Here is a 23641-nt window from a genome sequence, read left to right on the forward strand (position 1 = left end):
GTTGAAGACAGCCTCAGCCAGCTACTTCAATCTCCAGCGACTGCTTGCGCGCGCCGCCGAGCGGCACGGGCCGCTCGGCGGGAGTCGACGCATCCGTGCGCCGCTCTGGCTTGACGCGGGCCGAGCTCACGCCATGCGCCACGAGGTAGGCAGCGACCGCTTCAGCCCGCTGTTTCGGCAACTGCGGCGCGGCATCGGCAGCGCCTTCGGGAGTGGTTGCGCCGATGATCTCGATCAGGTCGTAGTGTTCGCTCTTGATGCGCGAGACGACCTCATCCAATACGGCATGGGCAGCAGGCTTCAGGGTGTGCTCGCCGGCCTCGAACAAAGCCTGCGCCTGCAGCGTGATCTTTCCCGGCGGAAGTGCAGTCGCCGGCTCGCCTGTGGCCGGCTCGCTCACGGCACCGGCAGGAACAAACCCCAGCGCGGTTTCGTCGAACTTGAAGCGCAGCCGCACGAACGCGCCCTTGCTCGTGTATTCGCCGGCGGTCAGGTCGCGGTCCTTGAGCCCCACGAAGTTGTAGCCGCCCGACAGCCACAGGTCTTTGTAGACCTGGTAGCCGACTTCGAAGCCGAGGGTCTTCTGCAGCGAGCCGCCGCTGCCGTGCAGCAGGCCGGCCTGCACGCCGACGTCCCAGTCCTTGTTGAGGTCGTAGGTCAGGCGGCCCTGCAGCAGCTGCGCCGAATAGCTGCTCTTGAGCACACCGTCGTCCTGCGTCGCGCGCTTGGCCGCAAAGCGACCGGTGATGTAGGTGCCGGGCTGCGGGTTCACGTTGACGTGCACCGACACGATGTCGGCCTGGTAGTCGCCGGCCTGCGTGGCGTCGGAGCCGAAGGCGTTGCCGCTGATCGTGCCGAGCGTCGTGCCCGCACCGCGCACGGCTTCGGTCTTGTGCTCGTAGCGGGCCAGCACGTTCCACACGTCCTGCCCCACCGGGCGGTAGGCCACGCCGATCTGCTGGCGCGACAAGGTGCGCCGGTCGCCTTCGTTGGCGCCCTTGCCCTTGCTGTCGCTGTAGACGCTGCGCATGAGCAGGCTCCAGTCGTCGTCGAGCTTGTAGCCCAGGCCCGCGCTCGACAGCGTGGTGTTGGAGTCGTCGGCCCAGCGCGCCTCCAGGATCGCGCTCGCCTTCACGCGCTCGCTGGTGTACTCGACACCGCTGACCACGGCGGTGGAATCGCCCTGGCCCAGAATGCCCGCGGTCGTGGGAGCGTGGCTCATCGCTTTCACACGCTCGATGCCGCCGGTCAGGCGCCACCGCTCGTTCAGCTTGACCGTGTTGCGAATGCCGATGGCATTCTGGGCCGTAGGGCCGTCGACCGAATCGGCCAGGCGGTACTCGTTGTAGACCCGTCCGCCCTCCATGTAGTTGCTCTCGACACCGAGGATGCCGGTGTTGCGCGACTGGTGGCTGTTCAGGTCGTAGCTGCCGCCAAGCGTGGAGATGAACTCGTAGCGGCCATAGATGCGCGTCTTGTCGGTGATGGCGTAGTTGCCCCCGATCGCGATCTGCTTGCCGCTGCTTTGCAGGTCCTGCTCGCCTTCGACGAAGACCTGTGCCTGCGGCAGATTCGGTACCTGCGCCGTGAGCCGACCGCGGATGGTGGCGAGGTTGTCCTGATGCTTGTCGAGCAGCGCGCCCGCGGCATTGGCGGCGCCGCCGAGCGCGGTGACCGAGCTTCCGACATTCGGCGAACCCAGCGCGCCGTTGTAGCTGGAAACCTGGTTGTAGTCGAACAGAGAGGCCGACGAGCTCGAGGTCGATCCGTAGCGCAGGCCGACCTCGCCCGTGAGGCTGCCGTTGATCTTTTGTTGCGCACTGACGGTGACACCTTGGGTGTTTCCCGCTGTCAGGTTGTCCTTGCTGTAGCGTGCCTCGCCGCGCACCTGCAGCGTGGGGTCGACCTTGTATTCCACACGCGCACTCGCTTCCGTGCGCCCGGCCGCGAAGGATGCGCCTGGGTTGTCGAAGCCCTTGCTCGTTCGCGCGACCTGCAGCGCAACGCCGAGCTGTTCGTCCTGGTGCCGCAGTTCGATGCGGCCCGCCGAGCCCTTGCCGTTCAGGTCGGAATCGGTCTGCACCAGCTCGGCCGCCGCGCTGGTGTTCTCGCCCAGCCGCGCCAGTGCGGTGATCGCGCCCAGCTTGCGGCGGTTCTCCGGATTCTGGTCGGTGCTGAGCACCAGGCCGACTTGCAGGTTCTTGGCCACCTTGAGCTGCACATCGGTGCCGGCCACGGTGTACTTGGGCCCACCGGCGTCGATTTCGTAGGAGACGCGGATCGACTGCGGATTCAGGTTGGCATCGACCGATGCGATCGGGCGGGTGAATAGGATGCGGCGCGACAACGGCTCGATCGTGTAGTCCACGAAGCGCGTCGCCGCCACGTTCTGTAGCACCACGTTCGGCTGGCTGCGGTCGCGCACCAGGATCTCGACGCGCTCGCTGTTCTCCACGAAGTCGCCGGCGCTGCCTTCGCCCCCGCCCAGGTAGTACGGGCCGGAGATGCCGCGTGCGGCGAACTCTTCCACTTGCTGCGTCTGCGACGTGCGCGAGGCGTAGCTGGTCGCGCGCACCGTGTCGGTCTCGTACACGTGCTTCAGACCGGTGAGCGTGCGGCTGGTCTGGCTGAGCTGGCGCACGTCCGCGCTGCTCGAGGTGACGAAGTCACCGTACATCAAGTATGAACGGTTCTTGTCGATGCGCACATACAGGCGCTGCGAGCTTTGCGCATCGAAGCCCCGCACCGACGAATCGCCGTAGACGGGATAGAACTCGTCCGGACGGATGTCGCGGAACAACCGATCTTTGCGGTTCTTGTCGGTGTCCAGCGAGGCCGTAAGCAGGTACTCGCCCTTCACAGCACCCTTGAAAAAGAACGCGGCACGCGCACCCGCACGCGTGTCCTTGGGGTCACTCGACAGGCTTCGCAACTCCGTCTCGAAGGCCGCACCGGCAGGCATTTCGCCCAGCGCGAGCTTTCCGCGTTTGGAGAAGTCCAGGGTCCCCTCCAGGATGCCGACGCCGATCATGGGGCGCAGATCCGGCAGCAAGGCGAGCCGCACCTCGCGCACGAAGGCCGACGTGGACACCCGCACGCGCACATCGCCGGGCTCGCCCGGCGGCAGCAGATGGAACTCGGCCTCGCCGCCGTCCATGAAGACCTGCGTGCCCGGCTCATTCGGGTTCAGGTCTTCCTCGACCCAGCGTCCCCGGTCTGTTTCGAGCGTGAGCTGTGCGCGGGCGGACACCAGCACGCCGGCCGCATCGGTCAAGCGCACCTTGACTGGCACCGGCGTACGCAGGTCTGCGCGCGCGTCTTCGGGCACCTGGACCGCGATGGCGCCGAGTTTGTCCGGCGCGATGACGTTGACTTCGACCGGCTCACCTCGCGCCACGCCGAAATCGTCGTGCACCTCCAGCCGAAGGAGGTTGTTGCCGGGCTTGAGCACGATGCCGATGTACTCCCAGGCACTCAACGCGGCGCTGGGCAGGGTTGCTTTCTTTCCCACACGACGGCCGTCGATCTTCTCGCCGTTGACCTGCAACTGCAGGCTGGCACCCGCCGGACCCTTGACGCGCACGTTGATCGTCTGCGACGCGAGGGTGTCGCGGTCCTTCAGCTCGATGAACCCTGGCTTGTTGTCCATGTCGGGCATCACCTTCTCCAAGTCGATGGTGCCGGGTGCGGCTTGCGGCAGCAGGGGCTGCGCCAACGGCGAGAGGCTGCCGCTGCGCGCGTTGATGCCGTTGGCGCCGAGGGTGCCCACGCCGCTCCCCACACCACCGGGCAAGAGGCCGGAGGTGCCGCCTGGCACGCCCACAGGGCTGCTGAAGGACGCGGGTTGCTGCACGGCCCCTAGCGTGCCGGTCAGGCCGCTGGCCGCGCCGACGCCGCTGACAAAGCTGCCCGCACCGCCCGCGGGTGCGCTCGGCAGAGCAATCAACGGTTGGCTCGATGTGAGCGTGGCGCCGATGGCGCCCGAGGCGCTCACCTCGCCTGACGCCGGCAGGGAGCGTTGGTCTCCCGCGGGGACGATGGCACCCTGCGGGTCGAGCCGTGCGCGGACCGCGGCTTCACCGTCGGCACCAGGCCGCACGGCGATGAGCTTGCGGCGCCGGGCCACATCGTCCATCACGACCGGGTCGTCGCAGCCGGCCAGCGGGAAGTTGGCCTTGTGCAGCTCGCCCTTCTTGAGATCGATGAACCGGCTGGCAGGGTTGTTGGCGTTGCGGTTGTCCAGCAGCACAATCTGCGCTTGCGGCGGCAGCGTCGTCTGGTCGAGCCGCAGCACGTGCGTGACGGGCTTCAGGCCGTACAGGCTCCACTTGCCTTCCACGTCGGTCACGACGCTGGTGCCGTCTTCCATGTACAGACGCACGCCGGGCACGCCGGGTTCGTCCGCGCCCTCCTGCGTGCGGTCGCGCTTGCAATCCATGTAGACCTTGCCGAACGCAAAGGCTTCGTCGGAGAAGACACCGCCGGTGACCCGTACCGTGAAGGTGGCCAGATTGGACTGCAGCGCGCCGGAGTTCGCGAGCGCGCGGTTCACGACGTCGCCGGACACGGGCGCGCCCACGCCTACTCGCACGCGGTAGCGCAGCATGACCGACTGGTCGCTGGCCAGCGAGAGCGTGGGATAGCTCCAGACCAGCTGCGGGCCGGCGCCGCCGTGCGGATTGTCGGTGGCCACGCCATTCAGCCGCGCGCTACCGGGCACATAGGCCAGGCCGGGCGGCAGTGTGTCGACGACGTTGAGGCCGCTGATGGGAACGCCGGTCTTGTTGGTGACAGTCAGCGCGTAGTCGAGAAGATCGCCGAACTCCACCTGCCGCTTGCTGCCGTCCTTGCGCATCACCAGGCCGGTGAGCGAACCCGGGTCCAGCGGCACGTGGTTGTTGGTCACGTCGCAGGCACTGCCGTCGGCATTGAAGCCGGTCACCACGTTGTAATAGTAGGTGGTGGGCTCCGGGCCCTGCGGTGGCGCCGCGTTGGGCACGACCTGGCTGCAGCTCGCGAAGCTCCCTGCCTTGGCCGGCAGGCGTAGCGACGGTGCCACATACCCGCTGCCCGCCGGCGGCGTGACAGCGATGGCATAGGTGCACAGCCCGGTCACGGGCGGGTTCTGGAGCGGGAACTGATAGGTGCCGTCCACCCCGGTGGACATCGAAACACTGCCGTCGGCATTGAAGGTGTACAGGCCCGTGTCGGACCCGACGATCTCGCCCGATTTGATCGGCGTCGCCGGCCCCGCGTTGCACGACTGACGCGTGAACTTGACCACCGCGCCCGCAACCGGCAGGCGCGTCACGGCGTTGTAGACGGTGCCCATTGGGTCCATCAGCACGGCCCGCGCGGAACCAACGGCCACGGCCACCAGGTTTTCCGGCGAGAAGGTGACGGTGTTCTGCGCGAACGCTGCGGCCCAGGCCTTGTTGTCGAGCGTCACGCGCGTGCTGTCCGCTGCACGCTTCGTGGTGACGCGCACGCTGATGGCGAGCTCCTCACTCTGGCCGGGCGCAAGCGCTCTGCTGCCGTCGACCATGCTCAGTGCAGCGACCTCGATCGGCATCTTATAGGGGTCGGTGCTGGCCGCGGTGTCGCGGTTGCAGGTGGCACGGCCGGTGAAGCCCGACGACGGCGACAGCACACCGTTGCGCGCTCGCACCGGTCCCGTCAGTTGCCACGACGCAATGCGGCCGTCCGACCTGTCCATGTCGAAGGTGCAGTTCAGGTTGTCGATGACGCGCAGGTTGGGCGCCGGGCCGTTGCCGGTGTTCGTGACCTTGAAGCCGTAGTCGATCTCGTAGACGCCGTCGCCGACACGGCGAGGCTGCGATGCCGTCTTCACGATCGACAACGAGGGGCCCTGGATGGAGACGGGCGTGGGCGAGGTGTCGTTGCCGGGGTTGCCGTCGCCGTCGGCATCGGGGTTGGCTCCGTCGACCGAATCGTCGAACACTTGCGGCGCACCGCCCGAGGTCAGCGAGGCCTCGGCGCGGGCGGTATTCAGCAGCGTGCCCGTGCGGCCCGTGAAATTGATCCGCACGTCGAACTGCACTGTGAACTCCGCGCCCACGGGCAGCACCGCGCCCGGTGCGAGCAGGCCGCGCGCCGCGGCCTTTCCGGTGAAGCCGGTGTTGACCGCCGCGACGGTGCCCGCGCCTTGGTTGCCGACCACGCGCAGCGTACCGGGCACGACCGTGTACTGGTTCGCCCCCGGCACCACGGCGGGCGTGTAGGTTCCGAGCTGGGTGGCGCCCGTGCCCTCGAGCAAGTCGTTGATCTGCACGCCATACAGCCAGGTCGTGCCGTAGTTGCGTACGTGCATGCTGAAACCGACGCTTGCGGTGCCGTCGGGCGAGCCGTCTGTGTTGCGGTGGAGGCGCGGCACCGTGGCCGCCTTCGCAACGCCGATACGCGCGAGCGACAGGGGGATGATCACGGTGTTCGATTGCGCAATGGTGTCCACCGCGCTGTCGTTGTAGTAGCCCTGCGCGTTGTTGCGGATGTCGCCCGTGACGTCGGCCTTGACCTTCACGGCGAACTGCATCGCGATCGAGCCGTTGCGTACCAGCGCCGTCGGCACGCCGATCGCCACTTCGATTGCGGCCGCGTCGTCCGTGGTGCGGTAGTTGAAGGGCGCATCGCCTGGCAGGCGGTACAGGCGGACCGCGCCGGCGGCCGTACTCTGCAGCGTGCCGGCCAGGTAGATCGTGCCCACGGGCACCAGGTCGCGCACCAGCACCAGCGACGACGCCACGCCGTTGACTGTGATCACCGAGGGGCCGGGCACGGCCGAGCCGGTCGGCTGTGCATCTTGCGCGCCGATGTTGGAGCCCTTGACGGTGAAATCGATGCGCGTGGTTCCCGGCACGAGCACGCCGGGGTACGACGCCGACTTGACCAGCGAGATCACCGCCGCGCTGCTGACGGTGACCACATCGCGGTTGATGGCCGTCTGCGCTTGCAGCGCGGTGGTGGCGGTCAGCGCCAGGCATGAGGTGCCACTCGGTGCCGCTGGGAGCGTTCCTTGCACCAGCAGCGACGCAGTCTCACCGGGCTTGAGCGACAGCGCGCCGGCGCTACCCAGCGGCAGCACCGGGTCGCCCGCATCGACCACGCCGTTATTGTTGACATCGCGCACGACGCGCAAGGTGCTCAGGTCCAATTGGTCGGGACCGCAACCGCCGGCGTTGTTAGCCCAGGCGAGTGTGTAGCTCGACGTCACGTTGCCGACGTTGCTGAGCAGGTGGTTCAGCGTGACCTGTGCATTCGGTGGCCGCGTCACGCTCTGGTCCTGCGTGAGCAGCAGCGCCTCGACGGGCAGCACAGTCGCCTGCACGGCGTTGGAGCTTGCGGTTTCCTGCTGGCTCATCCCGGTCGGCACGTAGGTCGCGGTAGCGACGTTGCGGATCGAGGCGCCGGCCGGCACGGGCGCGGCCGATGCCGGTGCCATCGCGAAGACGAACCAGCACGCCACCACCCGCAGAAGCACCCATGCGGCAGCTAACAGGCATGACCTGGATCGACGTTGATTGTTGGCGTTTCGCACGTATTTTTCCGAACCGATTGCGACGCGACGCTGTGCGCGCACGCGTTGATGACTTTTTCCTGCGCCGCCTGACATTGACGGCCAGGAGCACAGTGCGATTCGCAGCGCAGGAAAAAGCCGAAGCGACGCCACTCAAGGGCGCGCTTCGATGGCCCTCAACGTCCGCCAGTGGTGGACGTTGAGGGACGAGACCCATCAGTCTTTACTGATTGATCTTCACGGCGAAGATCAGCGTGGCCGAGCCGCCCGGCGCCATGCTGTTGGCCGCGCTACCGCAACTCACCGTGGTTGCCGGTGCCGTGCCTGCATAGGCCACAGCTGTTCCGGTCATGCCGGTCGACGAACACTGCGTCGCCGCTGCGGGTTGCGTTGCACCTGTGAGGCTGGTGTACGCAGGAACCGCGTCGGTGATCGACAGATTCGTGATCGGCGCAACACCTTCGTTGGTGGCAATGATCCGATAGATGACGCACTGGCCCGGCTTGATCGTCAGCGATGCGGCCGAGAAGTTCGAGGCCGTGGCCGCTTCGACGCCGTCGCAGTTCAAGTCAGCAGCTTGGGTCTTCACGACGCGAATCTGCCCAGTGATGACCGTGCTGATGTCCGTCGCGGTCGGCGTGCCGCACGAGCCAGTGCCGGGGGGGAACGTCGCGGTCACGGTTGCAGTGTCCGTGGTGCCAGCCATCGCGCCGCCTGGGGCGAACACCTTGACCAGCAGCTTCTGCGTACCGCTGACAGCCAGGGGACCAGCAATCGGGCCCGTCAACAACGTATCGCCGCCATCGATGACGCCGTCACCGTTGTTGTCGATGTACAGTGCGGTCGTCCAGCCGGCGGTCACGTCGGCCGCAGGCAGGTTGGCCGATACCGTGTAAGGACCGGTGCAGCTTTGCGTGCCGGTGTTGGTCAACGTGTGGGCATACACCACTGAACCGCCAGGGGCGACCTGACCGGCGTTGCTGGGCGTCAACGTGGCGCCGTAGGTCAGCATCGCGGTGACCGTCACAGCGTCGGTCTTCGCGTCGCTCACGATGGCCCCGGTCGATGCAGCCGACGTGGACTGGACCTGGAAGTAGATCTTCTGGGCCGTGACCGGCGTCTGCGTGGCAGGTGGCGTCACGCAGGCGTCGACTTGTGTTTGCGCACCAGAAACCACCGCCACGTTGGTGATGGCCACACCGGCGCAACTCGCGCCAGCAGCAACGAACTTCACCGTCCAGCCAACCGGCAGGGTGCCGGGGAAGCTGGGGCTCTGGCTTGCTGCCAGGTTGTAGGTGTTGTTCACCGAGTCGCCGTTCTTGACAAACAGCGTGAAGATGGTGCCCGTGCCTGCCATCGTGGTGTTGGTGGTCGTGGGGCTCGGGCTTGGGCCTGGACCCAAGTCACCGCCGGCGACCGAGCCGGAACCCGTACCTGTAGCGCTGTTGGTCAGGTCGACCAGCGAACCAATCACGAGGGTCACGACTTCCTTGGTCGCGTCAACCACGGTCGCCGGATTGCCGGCCGATCTGCCTGTCACCAGGACGTCGAACGGACCCGAGCCCACGGTCGCGCTGGCGGGCACGCTTGCACGTACCACGATGTCGGCGAACCCGCCTGCCGCGATCGGACCCGTGTCCGGCACGCCGTCACCGGTGGTGTCGAGCAACGGTGTCAAACCGTCTGCAGCAAGGAAGGTGAATGTGGTACCAGCGGGGAAGGTGCTCGTACCTGCAGTGAGATTGATCGTATCGGTCGCGTTGCCGGTGTTGAACACCCGGTTCGGGAATGACACGCTGCCACCAGGAATCACCGAAGGACGTGTGGTCGTGTCCGCGCTACCGTCGGCAGTGCCCGGCGTCACGTCCTTGGCCGTCACGGCGGTGGACACGGTCGGCAGGTTGGTACCAATCGCGAAGCCGTAGCTGGCGAGCACGGTGAAGGTCGCAGGATTCGACGTTGAAGACAGCGTGCCCGGTGACGCGGAAGTGGCGCCAGCCGCATTGGTCGGGTTATACCTTGCCGTGTTGGTGGTGGTCGACACGCCAACTGCCGCCGTGCTGTTGACCAACACCACAAAGCTGATGGTCTGCGACACGTTGACAGGCAGCGACTGGATGACCGCTGTGACGGTGTTGCCCGAAGCCTGATAGTCAATGCCACCAAGATCGGCTGTCGAAGCGTCCGTGAGGGCTGTGCCCGCCGTAGGCGAATTGCTCCACACGGCCGATCCGCCGACATAAGTGAATCCGCTCGGAAGCGTGTCCTGCAGCGCCAGGGTGCCCGTGGCGCCACCGGTGTTGCTCACGTTGATGGTGTAGACCGTGTACTGGCAGTTCGCGGTCGACGCAAGTCCAGCTGTCCAGGTTGTCGCGCAGCTTGCCGACGACGAACGCGGACCGCTGACAGCCGGCGTGGGCCATGCCCCGCCGCCCGGCGCTGCCACGGCAGGCACACCGATCGCTTTGGTGACATTGAACGCCGCCGCAGTAGTCAGGTTCACATTGTCCCGGTCAGCAGCTGAAGTACTGGCGTACGACGCGAGAGCCGGAGATGTCGAAACTACGTTCGCGGCCACCGTGCCGAAACTGTACGGCGTTGTCGGTGTGGTCGCCGTCGAGGGAATCGTATATGCGACCACGAACTGGAACGTGCCGTTGTTGCCAGCAACCGTCTGCGGGGGGACGACGCAAGATGCCGCCGGCACAGCCGTACAAAGCGGGGTCGTATTGTCGGGAACACCGTCGCCATTGGCATCGGCGAAGACTTCAACCCTGGAGAACCCACCGGCTGCAGCATCGACCTTGATATCGAACGCATCGCTGCCGTTGCCGGTATTCGTCAGCACGTGCGGTGCGTAGACCGTCGCACCAGCAGCGCCGGTCTTGGTATTGACGACGTTCGTCGTGACCGCCGTGTTGGAGTCCAAATTGAACGCCCCCACTTGCTGGACGGTCGTCTGAACGAGATTCGATGTGGCCAACTGAGCGTTACCGCTCGCGTCGGAATAGGTAGCGGACGCTTGATTTCCGATGACGGTGTTGGCGGGAGGCGGCGCAGAAAGTGCTGCCCCCGCTCCGAATAGGAGCCCGAGGCAGACGGTCGCGCGGGCCACCCATGATGAGACCGGCGCAAGGCCGGGCACACCAGGATTTGAAGAAGAGTTCACGTGGCTTTTTCCTACTGAATTGTTGAGATGTGACGAAGTGATCGGCTGACTAGGGATACCCGACCTGCGACGCGCGATGGGCACTGATCGGATCGAATGAAGAGGCTGTCGAGAAGCGAGACGTCAGACAGCCGCTCATTGCTTGGGGGCTCCGGGCACCTGCGTCGCAGCACCCGAAGCGATTGGCGCCTTGGGCACCACAATTTCAACGCGTGCGCGTGCACTTACGGCCGTGACACCACCCGCAGGCAACTGCCCGAGCATCCAGCGCAGCGCGCGATACTCGTTGTAGGGTCTCGGTTCTGTCTTGCCGCCCGGCAACGGGCGCAGCAATGGCTCTGGCGCAAAAACTCCGTCGTCGGCAGCAGCCTTCACCAGCGCAGCGCCTGGCTTGGCACTGCGCGGCATGTACTCCAGCCCCTCAGGAATCGGCAGGTTGCCGATCAGTCCGGTCACTGCCTTCGCAGACTTGTTGGTATAGGTCGCCCGGTACTCGATGACGTCCCCGGGATTGACAGCGGAAGCATCCATCAATTGCTCCTCGCCTTTCTCGTTCCTGACAACCTTGCGCTGCGTTAGCTCCACAGTGATGGCGGACGGAGTCGCCGTCCGACTTGCAACCGTTGATTGCGCACTCGCAGGCATCCATGCTCCGAGAACCAAACTCAATGCAACCGCACCTCGCACCCCCCACCGATGCGCAAGCCGCCCGTCACCCGCAGTCAAGACTCCGCGAGTCAACGAGGAATAAAGTGAAACCATGAAAACTCCTGAATAGATCGAGTAATAACGAAACCAGATTTGTGCGGGCATCGCACGCGGCCAGGACGAACACACCCCTCCAACCCCACAAGAAGAGTTGGCGCAATGGTCGACATGAGAGAAAAGTTGATGACTGCAGAGCTCCCGATCTGCGGACATCACACCGAGTGGGTGCAGAGCACCGAACCCCTTGAAGATTTACTCGAATGACTTATTCATTTAGGGAAGAGCATTGGTTTTGAATAAATCACCCCATCCCGATGACTCGAGCTCACACTTGAATACCTTTGTACTAGAAGCAAAATGTAAAGCGAACCCTTTCTCACAACCATCGAGTTGACAGTTCCTGAGAATTGAGGGCGGGGAATTTGTGAAAAAGTACCTACTGTCTTCGGCAGCGAGCTCGTGAGGCGACAAGACGGGCCTCTAGAGGTGCACCAGCGAAAGATGCGGCTTCAAGAGCTCCACTCAGGCCTTGAGGAGCAGACAGCATGCGCTGCATCCATAGCTGACCAGCTCCGCGGCAGCTACAGCCCCCTTGCAATCGTCTCTAAGTGGCAATCACCGCTCATTGCAGATGTGCCTGTAGCGTGGATTGACTGCAGGCTGTCGCGGCGCCCACTCGAGCCTTCTCATCGGATGATTCGGTCCATTGGCGCCTTCTTGCCGTGCTTCAAACTGGTCACTTGTGCTACTTCGACTGCGTTTCCATACCGAACTGGCGCTGATTCATGCGCAAGTAGCAATGCAATCCGGTTGGAGGCCAACTCCAGCAAAAGTAGAGGCTTGCCAACCGGTCGATCAGCTCATCGTCCGAAACAGGCATGAGCAAGTAGTCATTGCGCGCACCAGTCATGACGCTGGCGACGGCCTCAACCTGAGCCAACCCCAACAGCAGCATCAGTGGCGTCTGTCCTTCTGTGAAGGTTTGTATTTGATCCAGATCACTTCGCATCCGAGCGACACTACCTTGCGGGGCCAATACGAGCATGGCGAAGTGCCGACCAGCGCCAAGTTCAGCAATCAAGTTCGTGCTATCGAGTACCTCGATTTTTGGCCCTAATCCATGCAAGGCGTAGCGCAGGCGATCTCGAGTCGACGCCTCCGATGCAACCAGCGCGATCGCTGGCTTGGCTTGATTCATGATGTCCTCTTTCGATTCAATGCGTCAGGTAACCTTGGTGTTCGCGGCGAACCAGAAGGAGCCGCGAGAACATTTCATCGAAACACTTCGACATCGATCAAGGAGTTTCCTTTTGTTCGAATCTAGAAGAAGATTTCACTCTTAACAATCGAATTGACACTGCATGACAATCGATTCGGCAGGGCGGGACAACTGTTAAGAGAAGACCGCATAGTTTCATCCTCGATCACTTCGGAGAAGCAGTGTGTGATCTAGGCCTTTGGAAACACCAATCTGAACGCACTTCCGCGATCCGACGTGCTATCAAGAAGCACTTGGCCGCCATGGCTTTGCACGACAGCCTTAACGAACGCAAGCCCCAATCCATCCCCGTCGACATCGTTGCGTTCACGCCCCCTGACGAAAGGCTGAAATATTTGCGCCTGGAGGTTTGCGGCAATACCGGGCCCCTGATCTTTCACCAGCACGCCCCACCCTGCCTCGTTCGACTCAATCGCGCATGTGATGACCGTATCACTGGGAGAAAACTTGAGCGCATTTCCCAAAAGGTTGCCGATTGCGCGTTCGACCATCTCGCGATCGACCAAGCTCATTGCTTCTTGCGGCGATGGCGCCACGACGATACTTATGCGATGTCGCCTCGTTGCCTCCCATGCACCATCAATGGATTCGAGTAGCACCTCAACGAGGTTGCAGCGCTCTAGACGATAGGTCTGGGATTGCGCACGTACAAGGTGGATGAAACCATCCGAAAGCGCCAGCGCCTTTCGCGCATGGCGCTCGATACGCTCGTGGAGCTGCTCCTCGGTCAGCGCCGTCGGATTCTTCCGGTACAGCTCCAACGCCGTGAGGATGGCCGCTTGGGGGGCGCGAAGGTCGTGGCCAAGAAATCGCATCGCGGTTTCTCGCAAGCGCTGTGCCTGCCTCAGTTCGGTCAAATCGATCAGTGACAGGATCCATCCCGTGCGCCACCCCACACTACTGAACGCAGGCACTCGCTTGACAAGAAGATCACGGTCTTTTCCATCGCGAGCGGCAATGCCGACCTCATCTGGCCCGTCGCTCAATGCTTCAGAAGTAACGACAGGCTGGCGATCAGCCTCCGACACCACGTCGCGCATCAATTCAATGACGGCTACGCCGTGCAGGATCTCCCCCAATGCAACGCCAAAATATCGTGCCGCCGCAGTATTTGCATGCAGCACGGTTCCCATCAGATCGCAAACAAGAACTGCATCTGGCAGCCCCTCAAAAATGTGGGCCACAGATCGACTAGATCTGGAACTGGACAGTCGCAGAGGCTCTAGCGGAGTCTCGTTGGCGCGACGACCAAAAAAAATGGACCTGAAAGCACTATCGTTGGCCGGCACATCCATCATGCAAGAACTTGTTCCCAGTTGGTTGATTTCGATGAAAGTTCAGGTGCATCACGTATCCATCCTGTTCACTCCTTGGCGCGTAGTTCGAGGCGGGCAAGTCTCGCCACCAGAAGGATCAACAGGGATGTTGATTACTGCGTGGCGCACCCAGAGGTTTCAGGCGAAATTGTGTTCATCGGGATCAATAACGTCGAAACGGTACCCTTGCCCGTAGACGGCGGTCAGCCGATAGCCATTGCTAGGCCGCAGGTCAAGTGTCGAGCGAACGCGCGAGATGTGCGTGTCCAGCGAGCGTGACATGAGATCCGTACCCAAAGGATTGTTGGTTCGCCATATGGACTCCAGCAAATACTGGCGCGTGAGCAAGCGACCGATATTGCGAAAGAGGATCAGGGCGAGGTCGAATTCCTTCTGAGTTAGCATCATCAGCTTGCCGTCAACCTCCAGTTGACCACTCGCCGGAACGAATCGAAAGCGCCCCCAAGTTTGAACCGCCGGCGCCGACTCCGTGTAGACGCGTCGAAGCAAAGCCTTCACCCGCGCTGTCAACTCGCCAATGCGGATAGGTTTTGCCATGAAGTCATCAGCTCCTGAAGCCAATCCCTCCATGATGTCCCGCTCTTGGTGGCGATTACTCACAAAGAGGATCGGTATTCGGTCCTTCAGGTTGCTTCTCGCCCAACGAACTATGTCCGGCCCACTAATGTCCGGCAAATTCCAGTCCAGGATCAGCAGGTCAACCGTCTCTCGGCGCAGTTCGCGTTTGAGTGCGGCACCCTCAGTGAAAACATGGCATTCATGTCCGATCGCGTGCAGCGTTCTCTGGATCAGGTCCAATCCATCGACGTCGTCGTCGAGTGCTACTACACGCATTGCGTCTTCCCTGCCTCAGACTTCAGCGTGGAATTCTCTCGCGAGTGCCACCCATCGAAGATATGGAGGAAGTCTGATCGGCGATCGAAAATCATGCCAAATCCGTCTATCCCAATCTCGTTCGACAGTGTTGAGAAACTTGACAGCCTCCTCGATGTAAATCCGTAGCGCTCATTCGACGTCGGTAAGTCGCCGTCGTCCGTCATGGTTCGCGCGTTTTTTTGATCACACACCGAAACCAACGAGAGGTCGAATCGGCCCTTAGCCCACACCGCCGTGGCCTGACTCAATCCACGCATCGCATCGGCACCGATCGCCTCACGATCCGAACCATCGAACATGGCAATCAAGTCGGCCAGCACTTCGCAATGAAGATAGGGTTCTCGGTAATTGAGATGAAAGAGAACCCCACTGTCACCGGCAGACAACCGTGTCACGCGTGCGATACCTACGCCTTTTTCAGCCGCCGACCTCACCACGTCCGGACCCATGTCATCAATTTTCTTGAGAGACTAAGATCGATCCTTGCAGGCGCTCTCCGCATGGACACGAAGCGTATCGAGGCCACCGGAACGTCACTTCTCATTCGCGCTTTCATCATTCCCCGGAGGATGGATCTTTAGTTGGTAGCCCACGCTGTATATAGCAAGCAACTCACATTCGCTGTGTGGGCCAAGATCGAGCTTTTTTCTTAGCCTTGCCACATGGACGTCGAGCGTCCGGGTCTCATCGTCGGAACGGTCGCCCCCCCATACGGAGCGGAACAGCGCTTTTCGGGCATGGATATAGCCTGGATTCCGGAAAAAACGGCACGCAAGATCGAACTCCCTTGGCTGAAGCTTGACCTCTTTCCCGAATAGATCGACCTTACGGCCTCTCGGGTTGAAGTAATAGTTGCCGCAGCGGAATCCCTCGTCCAGTTCGTCGGAAGATACGGAACGCTGAAGCGCCGCAAAGCGCGCCTCAAGCTCCAAGGGGTTACACGGCGCCAGAATGAAGTCTACGTTCGCCGTATATGCACTGACGGCGACAATGTGAAGATGAGCCTCTCGCACCATCAGCAACAATGGAACGGTGGACCCGGCAGCGAGCTTCAGAGCTCGCACATCGTCTGCAACCTGGCTTCCATCGCCATCAAAACTTGCCAGCAACAGGTCGAAACGCGTCCCTCTGCGAAGCAGAGTGATCAGGTCTTCGCTCAACTCAAAGCCGAACGGCGTATACCCGAGAGATCTCAATAGCTCGTTAGTGCATTCCCGGTTCGCCGAACTTTTTTCGAGAACGGCAACCAACTTCGACTCTGCGACCTCATTCTTTTTGATGATCTCGAAGAGCTGCTCTTTTGGGTTTTCTATTGACTTGATCGTTGTTTCGGAATCGAATCTGTTGTCCAACGAGACCCTCGTCTGTGAACGCATTTCCAATCCCAATGTCGACGCCTGAATCAACTCCGCCCGTATCATCGAAACACTCATTCGTGCCCCCCTTTTTTTACTCCCTTCTCCAACTTCATTAGACGTTTTTCGGTTGATTGCCTCCCCCCCCATAGAGGGTGGGTCGAACGAAGGGCGTAGGACGGGAGGCTCCCTCTGCCGATCGAATCGGCCAGGCCCTTCGCGCGTCCGCCCCCTGCGCGAGTGGAAGCAAGAGGAAATTCGGTCGGGGTGAATCCCCGCCGAGGTTCGATACCATCTAGAGAATTCGAAGCAGTTCAGGTGGCTCGCCTGTTTTGAACGCCGTGCGGCCTCACATCTCCACTGCAAAGGTGTCGAGCCCAGGGGCCGGGCAGAGACGCGTCGACGCATTCATTTCCGTCGGATGGTTGACGCCCCTAGTGCTAGTGCGCAGCGGACCCGGACCAACATCTTCGAGCGAGATCACCGTTGCTACAGCTCTCCGGACGCCGACTCTAGGTGCCGTACTGCCCCCATCTGGCGGCTACAGGAAGACGTCAGCCGATCTTGCGGTGAGATCAACCCAATGCTCGCTAGTGGTGCCGCGGGAGATCGTCGATGTGGTCTGTCGTGTGCGTACGCGGGCCGGCGCTGCAAGGCGTCATTGAGGTAAGCGTGCAGTGCAGCCGCGCATCGGCATCGGTGCGCGGGGTATGTGTTGTTGCTGAGGATGTCGCCATGGGCGTTGTCCTTGGACGCGAGGCTGCAGTGGTTGGCATACGCTCGGATGAGGGTGCCATTGACGCTGAAGCGCTTGTCAGCCACCTCCGACGATGAGGATCACGTCGTGGGGCAGAGTTCTGATGTCAAGGCGCCGCAGCAACAAGTGGCGCCTTCCTCATATCGGCAGTCATAACGACCAATGCAAGGCACGCGGACAGACCAAGCATGGAGGAGAACCATAACGAACCATCTCCCCACCGTTCCACGGCAGTGCCGAACAGAAATGGAGCGCCAGCTTGCACGACACGTGCCGGCACCATGAGGAGTCCTTGGCGCTGTCCGTAGCCCTTCGTGCCGAAGATCAGCAAGGGAAGCGTTCCGATGGCGATGGTCAAGATACCGTTGCCCAAGCCGTGCAGCACAGCGAAGGCCACGGCGGCCGACGTACCGAACAGGCCAAGGCAGAGCGCGCCCAGCGGATGAGCGAGCCCAGCCAACCTGGCCGACAACAGCGGATGCGCACGCTTGAGAAAAGTGAACTCGATCAACCGGCCTGCCACCTGTGCCGGGCCGACCAACGCTGCAATGCCCACGGCAGCCGCCAACGTCGCGCCGCTTGACAGCAGCAGTTCGGGCAGGTGCGCCGCCATCGCAGTGCTGATGAACCAAGTCACGGCGAAGACGAAGGCCATCAGGATGGAGGCTCGGCGCTGTTGTGCCAGCGAGAGCCTCGTGCCTGACTCCTGTTCGGAAGTAGCAGGCTTCGACGCCAGGGCCATATGAGAAGTTCGTGGCAGTAACATGTTGAGCGGCAAACCGATCATCAGATGCATGGCCGCCCAGGAAAGGCACGCGCCACGCCAGCCCACAGTGCTTTCCAGATAGGCGGACAGCGGCCATCCCACAGTGCTCGCAAAACCCGCGAACAGCGTGATGCCGGTGATCGCGCGTCGCGCATCTTGGCCGTGCAGTCGTACCACAGTGGCGAACGCGGCCTCGTAGAGTCCGCTGCCCATGGCCAAGCCCATCAATGCCCAGGCGGCGAATACGTGGCTGGCATGCGCGGCTTGGCTCAGTGCGGCCAAGCCGGCCGCAAACACTAGGTTGCTGAGAACGAGTACCGGGCGCCCGCCTCGGCGGTCGATGAGCCGGCCGGCGAAGGGGCCGACGCCAGCGGCGACGAGTAGCGCCACCGAGAAGGCACCGAAAACCATAGACGTGCTAATGCCGATGTTCTTGCCGATAGCACCTGCCAGAACCGCAGGGAGGTAGTATGACGAGGCCCACGCCAGGGTCTGAGCCATACCTAGTATCACCGTCGTCGTGGTTCTGCTTTGCACCTCGAGTTCGCTTTGCTCAGAAACTGCGCAAGTGGACACGCTTCGATAGGGCCTCTGCACTCTCGCGGCGTTCGCTATAGCGGTCGTTGTAGGGTAAGGGCTTCATGCCACCATTCTCATCGAACGCAAGGAAAAGCCTTTGCCAGCGATGACTGGTTGGGAGTGGTGAGCATACGCATCCAACAGCCGAGAACGCGCAATTGGTTCACTGCGGTGGCCCGCGCTTCGCTCGAGTGGAAACCAAACAGGCTGATAGCGGCAACCACGGCAGTCACGGCGAACTGGGCTTGGGTCTGATGCAAGCAGAGATGCGGTGCCCCTTCAAGAATGCAGCCCAACCGTTGGCGAGCGCCCATCCGGCGCGGACTTAGGTAGCGCAAGGACTCGGAGGCAGCGCCTTCAGAGCCGCAAACCCCTCTTCCAAGGCGAGGTCAAACTCCGGAAAAGACGTCAGGGATTGAGCAATGCGGCTGTCGATAACATCCGAATCCTTGCGCTCCAACAGCGCCCATGCGAACGCGCCTGGGCTGACCTCTTCTACGACTACACGGAACTGGCTTGTCGAGATCACTACATGCTCCACTATGAACATACTTCAGTGCGATGCGATGCGATGCGATGCGATGCGATGCGATGCGATGACATTGACCTGATGGGACACGTCCAGCAGCTTTCCTCTTCGCGTGTAGTAATGGTCGAGTCGCCATTCCTTCAGGATTTTCATCGCAAGGGAGAAAGTCTCAGGGTTCAGCGCATAGAGACCCGCGAGAGGAAAATCGAATTCGGATTCCAGCGCCAAGGCTAAACGGGCCAGAGTCCGGGACTCTTCGCTGCCGGGGCCGGCCGCGACGACCCGGCGGGCTTCTTTGATTGCGTTCATGCAATTGCTTCAAAGAACAGAAAATGGCAGCTGTCACGGCCTAGAAACGCAGTGCCGGCCTACTCAGTGCCATGCAGGTAGATATTCTTGCTTGTCAGGCAAGGAGTACCAAGGCACTCCTTTCTGCGCCGCAGTCTAGCACCGGCCGATTGCTGAGGGTATGTGCTTTGCAGACTTGAGGCTTATGCGCCATTCGTTGCCGCAGACACGAACCTCCGCACCGTCGATCCCGGCCGCGCACGCGATTCAGCCCTTGAAAACTTGTCGCGCGCACTGGCACGCGAAGAGTCGGTGCAACTGATTGGGCTCGGGATTTCCGACGTTGCGAGCTATGCGGAGCGCACTGGCCGCAACCCGCCGACTGGCGAAGATAGTGACGATTGAGTCGAGCAAAGCGCCAAAGCTCACGGCCGGGCGAGCTTTGAAAGACGCTGTCAATGCTGCAGGTTGGGTCACCTCCGGTGGAGCCAACCGCTGAAGGCTGAAACGAGGCAGATTGCAACAAAATGGCATTGCGCAAGAAGACCGCGAAGAACCCGGCCTCCGACCCCAAGCTGTCTGGGAAGAGTTGCGGAAAATCCGCATCGATCCCGTGCGCTTTCGGCGCCAATCTCGTCGGCCGCGAACCAGAGGGCCCGCCCGTCACGCAGCCTGGCGGCGCCGCCAGGCCATGACTGCCGGGTTACCGGCGCTGGATGTGGGACGGCGCGTTCTGCGACAGAAGCTAGTTCCGCTGGGAGCCTGACACCAACGCTCTGCCCGCCTACTGCCTCGGACACATCGGCTACGTTGTGGCGCCACGGAAAATCGGCCTGCGCTACGCCAAGGCCGCGCTGCGCACGCTCTTGCCCGAGGCGCACGGCAGACCTCGACCATACCGACATGCCGACCGACACTGGCAACCTCGCATCGCGAGGCATGTGATACGCGTCAACGTTGGCGCACTTGTCGACGAAATCTTCAAACTGCCCGAACTTGTTGGAACGCCGGAGCTAAGGCCTCGCATCGACGTGTGGGACCGGAAGTAAAACTTGCCCAGAGGCTGCGCCGCTTTCGCGTCCGCTAAAGCGCGACCTGCGCCATCTTCTGCAGATAGTGCGCCAGCGGCGGCGTCGCCCTGCCCTTCACCTTGGCCAGATCGTCGTAACGTCGCACGCGAAGCGATTCCTCGGCGAACTGCGCGTGCATGAACACTTCCACTTCTTCCTGCGTGTGACGCCCGCCTTGCAGTACCAGACTGTGCTTCGACGCTGGTGATAAGGCGTCCCAATACCCAGCGTCGAGCGTGCACAAGCAGCGCTTGGCTTCCACGTGCTGGCGGATCGGCTCCAGCACCGCGGACGGAAACACCCCACGAAGGAAAGGCAGTGCTATGTACTGGTGCAGATCGTCATGCGCTGTTGGCGCGGCGGAATCCGCCTCTGCGCTCCCAGGAGCGAGCAGGTGACCGAGGTCATGCAGCAAAGCCGCCACCACGGTCGGTGTGCTCTCCCCCGCCTCTTCCGCCAGCGCCGCGCACTGCAACGCGTGGTCCAGTTGGCTCACGGCTTCGCGGCCGTATTGCTGCTGGCCACGAACGGCCAGTAGTTGTTCGATGTCGTCAAGATTCAGTGCCATCAATCGGTAACTCCGCTTAGATCAGTACTTTCCGGATACGAGCCGACACCAGATCGATGACGCTTACGCTCACCACAATGATGATCATCACCGCGCAAGTTTCGGCGTATTGGAAGCCCCGGATGATCTCCCACAGCACCACGCCGATTCCACCCGCACCCACCATGCCGACCACCGAGGCCGAGCGCACGTTCGATTCGAAACGGTACAACGCATACGAAATCCACAGCGGCATCACTTGCGGCAACACGCCGTACACGATCTCGTGCAGCGCGCTTGCGCCGGTGGAGCGGATGCCTTCCACCGGCTGCGGATCGATGGCCTCCACGGCCTCCGCGAAAAGCTTGGCCAATACGCCGGTCGTGTGCACCCAGAGCGCCAGCACGCCAGCAAACGGCCCCAGACCCACGGCCACTACGAACAGCATCGCGAATACCATCTCGTTGATGGCGCGGCAGCTGTCCATCAGTCGGCGCATCGGTTGGTAGATCCACCACGGCACGATGTTGGCCGAGGCCAACAGCGCCAGTGGCACAGCGGTAACGACCGCCAGCGCCGTGCCCCACAGCGCAATCTGCAGCGTGACCACCATTTCCTGCAGATACATGCGCCAGTGTGCGAAATTTGGCGGGAAGAACTCGGCAGCATAGGTCGCCATGTTGCCGCTGTCCTGGATCAGGGCGAGCGGTCGCATGTCGGCGCCTTTCCACGAGGCGAGCAGCAGAACCAGAAACACGGCCCAGGAAAGTTGCCACGCAAGGTTTCGCTTGGGAAGCGCCGCCGGAAGCGGTGCACGGGTCATTGGATTCGTTGAGAACATGGCGTGCTGTCGGTCATTCGGTCGTGTGCTGGGAGGCGCTCACGCTCAGTTCAGCGCTGCCAATTTCTTCTCGATCTCGGCCAGGCGCGCCTTCTTATCAGCGTCGCTCAAGATAGTGTCGGCTTCGATCTTGTTGCGCTGGCCGAAAAGATCAAGCTGACGGATCGGTATCAGTTGCTTGTCGCTCGAAGCCTTGAAGCCTGAGAGCTTGTAGATCTTCATCACGATCTCTTTCTCTCGCGCATCGGTCTTGGCATAGTTGATGAAGAAGGTCTTCAGCTTGGTCTTGGTGGCTTCCGGCAAGTCCTTGCGCATGACCAGCGGGTCCAACGGAATCAGTGGAGAGGTCCAGACAATCTTGATGTCCTTGAACTTCTCGGGAAATCGCTCTTTGACTTTCACGAGGTTCTCGCTGTTGTTGGTTGCTACGTCCACCTGTTTGTTGGCTACCGCCAACGCATTGGTCTCGTGATTGGCAGCGCGAGTGATCTTGAATGCTGTCTTGGCGTCGATCTTGTTCTGCGCAAAAACATAGAAGCCCGGCACGAGGTAGCCAGAAGTCGAGTTTGGGTCGCCGTTGCCGAAGCTCAAGTTCTTGGCGTTCTTCAGTACGTCTTCAAGGGTGTTGAGCGGACTCTCTCGATGGACGATCAGGTGCGAGTAGTAGCCCTGAACACCATCAGCGCTGACCATTTGCGCGAACACTTCGCCGCTCGCACGATCCACGGCTTCCATGGCCGACTTGTTGCCAAACCAAGCAAGCTGCACCTTGTTGAATCGCATGGCCTCAATGACGCCGGCGTAGTCGGATGCGAAGAATGCCGAAACCTTCAGACCAGTCTGGCGGCTCATGTCGTCGATCAACGGCTGCCAGTCACTCTTAAGGTTCTGCGACGCCTCTGTCGAGATGATGCCGAGATTGATATCCTGCGCGAACGCGCCGACCATACCGAGCCCGAGGGCCACGGCTGCACAAAGTTTCTTGATCATGGTTGACTTCAAAAGGGGAAAAGGAAAGAGCAGATGCGGCGGTAGGCGCGCGAGGTTCAGGCCGCCTTCGCCTGGCGTTCTGGCCAGGGAACGACGGCGGGTGGTGTCAACACATGCACGCTGGCGCCTTCAGAGGCCGGCTCCGCGGGTCGCAAGAGTTCTTCGGCCTGCACGCCATACAGTTCATGCAACAGCGCGGGCGTAAGTGCCGACGAAGGCCCGTCGAACACCACCCGGCCCTGGTTCAACGCCACCACGCGTGGGCAGTACTTCATCGCGATTTCGACCTGATGTAGCGAAACGACCACGGTGCAGCCGTCTTCGCGGTTGATGCGCGTCAGGATCTCCATGACATTGCGCGAAGACTCCGGATCCAGCGAGGCGATCGGTTCGTCAGCCAGAACCACCTTGGCGCCCTGCACCAGCGTGCGTGCAATGGCGGCGCGCTGCTGCTGTCCGCCCGACAAGGTAGAGGCTCGCTGCGCGTGACAGTCGGCAATGCCGACGCGCGCCAGCGCATCGAGGGCCAGCGCGCGCTCCTGCGCGGTGAACATGCGCATCCAGCTGCGCCACCGGGGCATGCGGTGCAGCGAACCCACGAGCACGTTCACCAGCACTGGCAGCCGCGCGACGAGGTTGAACTGCTGGAACACAAAACCGACCTGCGAGCGCACCTTGCGAATGTCACGGTGAATGCGGCCGCCCTGTTGCACACAGCGTCCATCGATCTCGACCAACGACTGCGTGGACCCATCGGCCGCCACCAGCCCTGCGATGTGCCGCAGCAGCGTCGACTTGCCAGAACCAGATGCTCCGAGGAGGGCCACCATATCCCCGCGCGCCACGTCGAGGTTGATGTCGCGCAACGCATGCTTGCCGTTGGCGAAGTGCTTGTTGAGTTGTCGGATGTGCAGGATGGTGTTCACGGCTGGCCTCAAAGTCGTCTAGACAAATGAAGTTTCGCCACCTCGTATGACGCAGCAGCGACATTTCAGCGACGGTCGCATGTCATGCGG

Annotated in this window: 15 protein-coding genes and 1 pseudogene; 1 reads left to right on the forward strand and 15 read right to left on the reverse strand. The window is 62.1% G+C overall.

Going from position 1 to position 23641, the window contains the following annotated elements; genetic code table 11:
* Positions 1-13 precede the first annotated feature (13 nt).
* The 11 genes and pseudogenes from AC57B8_RS08215 to AC57B8_RS08265 all read right to left on the reverse strand — a co-directional run bounded on the left by AC57B8_RS08215 (position 14) and on the right by AC57B8_RS08265 (position 19198).
* Positions 14-7459, reverse strand: a complete 7446-nt coding sequence (locus tag AC57B8_RS08215) for an OmpA family protein (protein ID WP_496479238.1) — start codon at positions 7457-7459, stop codon at positions 14-16.
* A 298-nt stretch (positions 7460-7757) separates the two neighbouring features.
* Positions 7758-10703 carry a beta strand repeat-containing protein gene (locus tag AC57B8_RS08220; protein ID WP_496479239.1) on the reverse strand — a complete coding sequence of 982 codons (2946 nt, stop codon included), beginning with the start codon at positions 10701-10703 and terminating at the stop codon, positions 7758-7760.
* A 135-nt stretch (positions 10704-10838) separates the two neighbouring features.
* Positions 10839-11234, reverse strand: a complete 396-nt coding sequence (locus AC57B8_RS08225; protein WP_496479240.1) for a hypothetical protein — start codon at positions 11232-11234, stop codon at positions 10839-10841.
* 922 nt (positions 11235-12156) lie between these two features.
* The gene (locus AC57B8_RS08230) at positions 12157-12609 is read right to left on the reverse strand and encodes a hypothetical protein (protein WP_496479241.1); all 453 of its coding nucleotides are present in this window, start codon (positions 12607-12609) and stop codon (positions 12157-12159) included.
* Between the two features lie 251 nt (positions 12610-12860).
* Complete coding sequence (locus tag AC57B8_RS08235) at positions 12861-13988, reverse strand: sensor histidine kinase (RefSeq protein ID WP_496479242.1); 1128 nt, start codon at positions 13986-13988, stop codon at positions 12861-12863.
* Positions 13989-14144: 156 nt separating this feature from the next.
* Positions 14145-14861, reverse strand: coding sequence for a response regulator transcription factor (locus AC57B8_RS08240; protein WP_496479243.1), 717 nt, complete (start codon positions 14859-14861; stop codon positions 14145-14147).
* Entirely contained in the window at positions 14852-15352 is a 501-nt protein-coding gene (locus tag AC57B8_RS08245; protein WP_496479244.1) for a hypothetical protein, read from the reverse strand. Before AC57B8_RS08245 ends, AC57B8_RS08240 begins: the two co-directional genes overlap by 10 nt.
* Before the next feature lie 84 nt (positions 15353-15436).
* Positions 15437-16336, reverse strand: a complete 900-nt coding sequence (locus AC57B8_RS08250; protein WP_496479245.1) for a response regulator transcription factor — start codon at positions 16334-16336, stop codon at positions 15437-15439.
* Positions 16337-17121: 785 nt separating this feature from the next.
* Entirely contained in the window at positions 17122-18282 is a 1161-nt protein-coding gene (locus AC57B8_RS08255; protein ID WP_496479246.1) for an MFS transporter, read from the reverse strand.
* Between the two features lie 52 nt (positions 18283-18334).
* A pseudogene (locus tag AC57B8_RS08260) lies at positions 18335-18530 on the reverse strand (arsenical resistance protein ArsH); the annotation flags it as partial.
* Between the two features lie 383 nt (positions 18531-18913).
* The gene (locus tag AC57B8_RS08265; RefSeq protein ID WP_496479247.1) at positions 18914-19198 is read right to left on the reverse strand and encodes a hypothetical protein; all 285 of its coding nucleotides are present in this window, start codon (positions 19196-19198) and stop codon (positions 18914-18916) included.
* A gap of 162 nt (positions 19199-19360) precedes the next feature.
* Here AC57B8_RS08265 and AC57B8_RS08270 point away from each other — a divergent pair, with 162 nt between their 5' ends.
* Positions 19361-19582 (forward strand): HU family DNA-binding protein, encoded by a 222-nt coding sequence (locus AC57B8_RS08270; protein WP_496479248.1) that lies wholly within the window; start codon positions 19361-19363, stop codon positions 19580-19582.
* A 678-nt stretch (positions 19583-20260) separates the two neighbouring features.
* On the opposite strand, the gene AC57B8_RS08275 is transcribed toward AC57B8_RS08270, so the two are convergent.
* From AC57B8_RS08275 to phnC, 4 genes are all read right to left on the reverse strand, one after another.
* Positions 20261-20815 carry an HD domain-containing protein gene (locus tag AC57B8_RS08275; RefSeq protein WP_496479249.1) on the reverse strand — a complete coding sequence of 185 codons (555 nt, stop codon included), beginning with the start codon at positions 20813-20815 and terminating at the stop codon, positions 20261-20263.
* Positions 20816-20831: 16 nt separating this feature from the next.
* Entirely contained in the window at positions 20832-21617 is a 786-nt protein-coding gene (gene phnE / locus AC57B8_RS08280; protein ID WP_496479475.1) for a phosphonate ABC transporter, permease protein PhnE, read from the reverse strand.
* A gap of 63 nt (positions 21618-21680) precedes the next feature.
* Complete coding sequence (gene phnD, locus AC57B8_RS08285) at positions 21681-22625, reverse strand: phosphonate ABC transporter substrate-binding protein (protein WP_496479250.1); 945 nt, start codon at positions 22623-22625, stop codon at positions 21681-21683.
* A gap of 56 nt (positions 22626-22681) precedes the next feature.
* On the reverse strand, positions 22682-23551 hold the full coding sequence (phnC, locus tag AC57B8_RS08290) for a phosphonate ABC transporter ATP-binding protein (protein WP_496479251.1): 870 nt from the start codon (positions 23549-23551) through the stop codon (positions 22682-22684).
* Positions 23552-23641: the final 90 nt, after the last annotated feature.

The sequence above is a fragment of the Variovorax sp. BGA-UO-ETr-C22 genome, from assembly GCF_059567965.1.

What these genes read in the sequence shown, in the direction of transcription:
- AC57B8_RS08265 (WP_496479247.1), bottom strand. Translation starts at nt 19,198, where the DNA reads ATGAACGCAATCAAAGAAGCCCGCCGGGTCGTCGCGGCCGGCCCCGGC.
- AC57B8_RS08215 (WP_496479238.1), bottom strand. Translation starts at nt 7,459, where the DNA reads ATGGCACCGGCATCGGCCGCGCCCGTGCCGGCCGGCGCCTCGATCCGC.
- AC57B8_RS08255 (WP_496479246.1), bottom strand. Translation starts at nt 18,282, where the DNA reads ATGGCTCAGACCCTGGCGTGGGCCTCGTCATACTACCTCCCTGCGGTT.
- AC57B8_RS08245 (WP_496479244.1), bottom strand. Translation starts at nt 15,352, where the DNA reads ATGGGTCCGGACGTGGTGAGGTCGGCGGCTGAAAAAGGCGTAGGTATC.
- AC57B8_RS08250 (WP_496479245.1), bottom strand. Translation starts at nt 16,336, where the DNA reads ATGAGTGTTTCGATGATACGGGCGGAGTTGATTCAGGCGTCGACATTG.
- AC57B8_RS08240 (WP_496479243.1), bottom strand. Translation starts at nt 14,861, where the DNA reads ATGCGTGTAGTAGCACTCGACGACGACGTCGATGGATTGGACCTGATC.
- phnD (WP_496479250.1), bottom strand. Translation starts at nt 22,625, where the DNA reads ATGATCAAGAAACTTTGTGCAGCCGTGGCCCTCGGGCTCGGTATGGTC.
- AC57B8_RS08230 (WP_496479241.1), bottom strand. Translation starts at nt 12,609, where the DNA reads ATGAATCAAGCCAAGCCAGCGATCGCGCTGGTTGCATCGGAGGCGTCG.
- AC57B8_RS08225 (WP_496479240.1), bottom strand. Translation starts at nt 11,234, where the DNA reads ATGGATGCTTCCGCTGTCAATCCCGGGGACGTCATCGAGTACCGGGCG.
- AC57B8_RS08235 (WP_496479242.1), bottom strand. Translation starts at nt 13,988, where the DNA reads ATGATGGATGTGCCGGCCAACGATAGTGCTTTCAGGTCCATTTTTTTT.
- phnE (WP_496479475.1), bottom strand. Translation starts at nt 21,617, where the DNA reads ATGACCCGTGCACCGCTTCCGGCGGCGCTTCCCAAGCGAAACCTTGCG.
- AC57B8_RS08275 (WP_496479249.1), bottom strand. Translation starts at nt 20,815, where the DNA reads ATGGCACTGAATCTTGACGACATCGAACAACTACTGGCCGTTCGTGGC.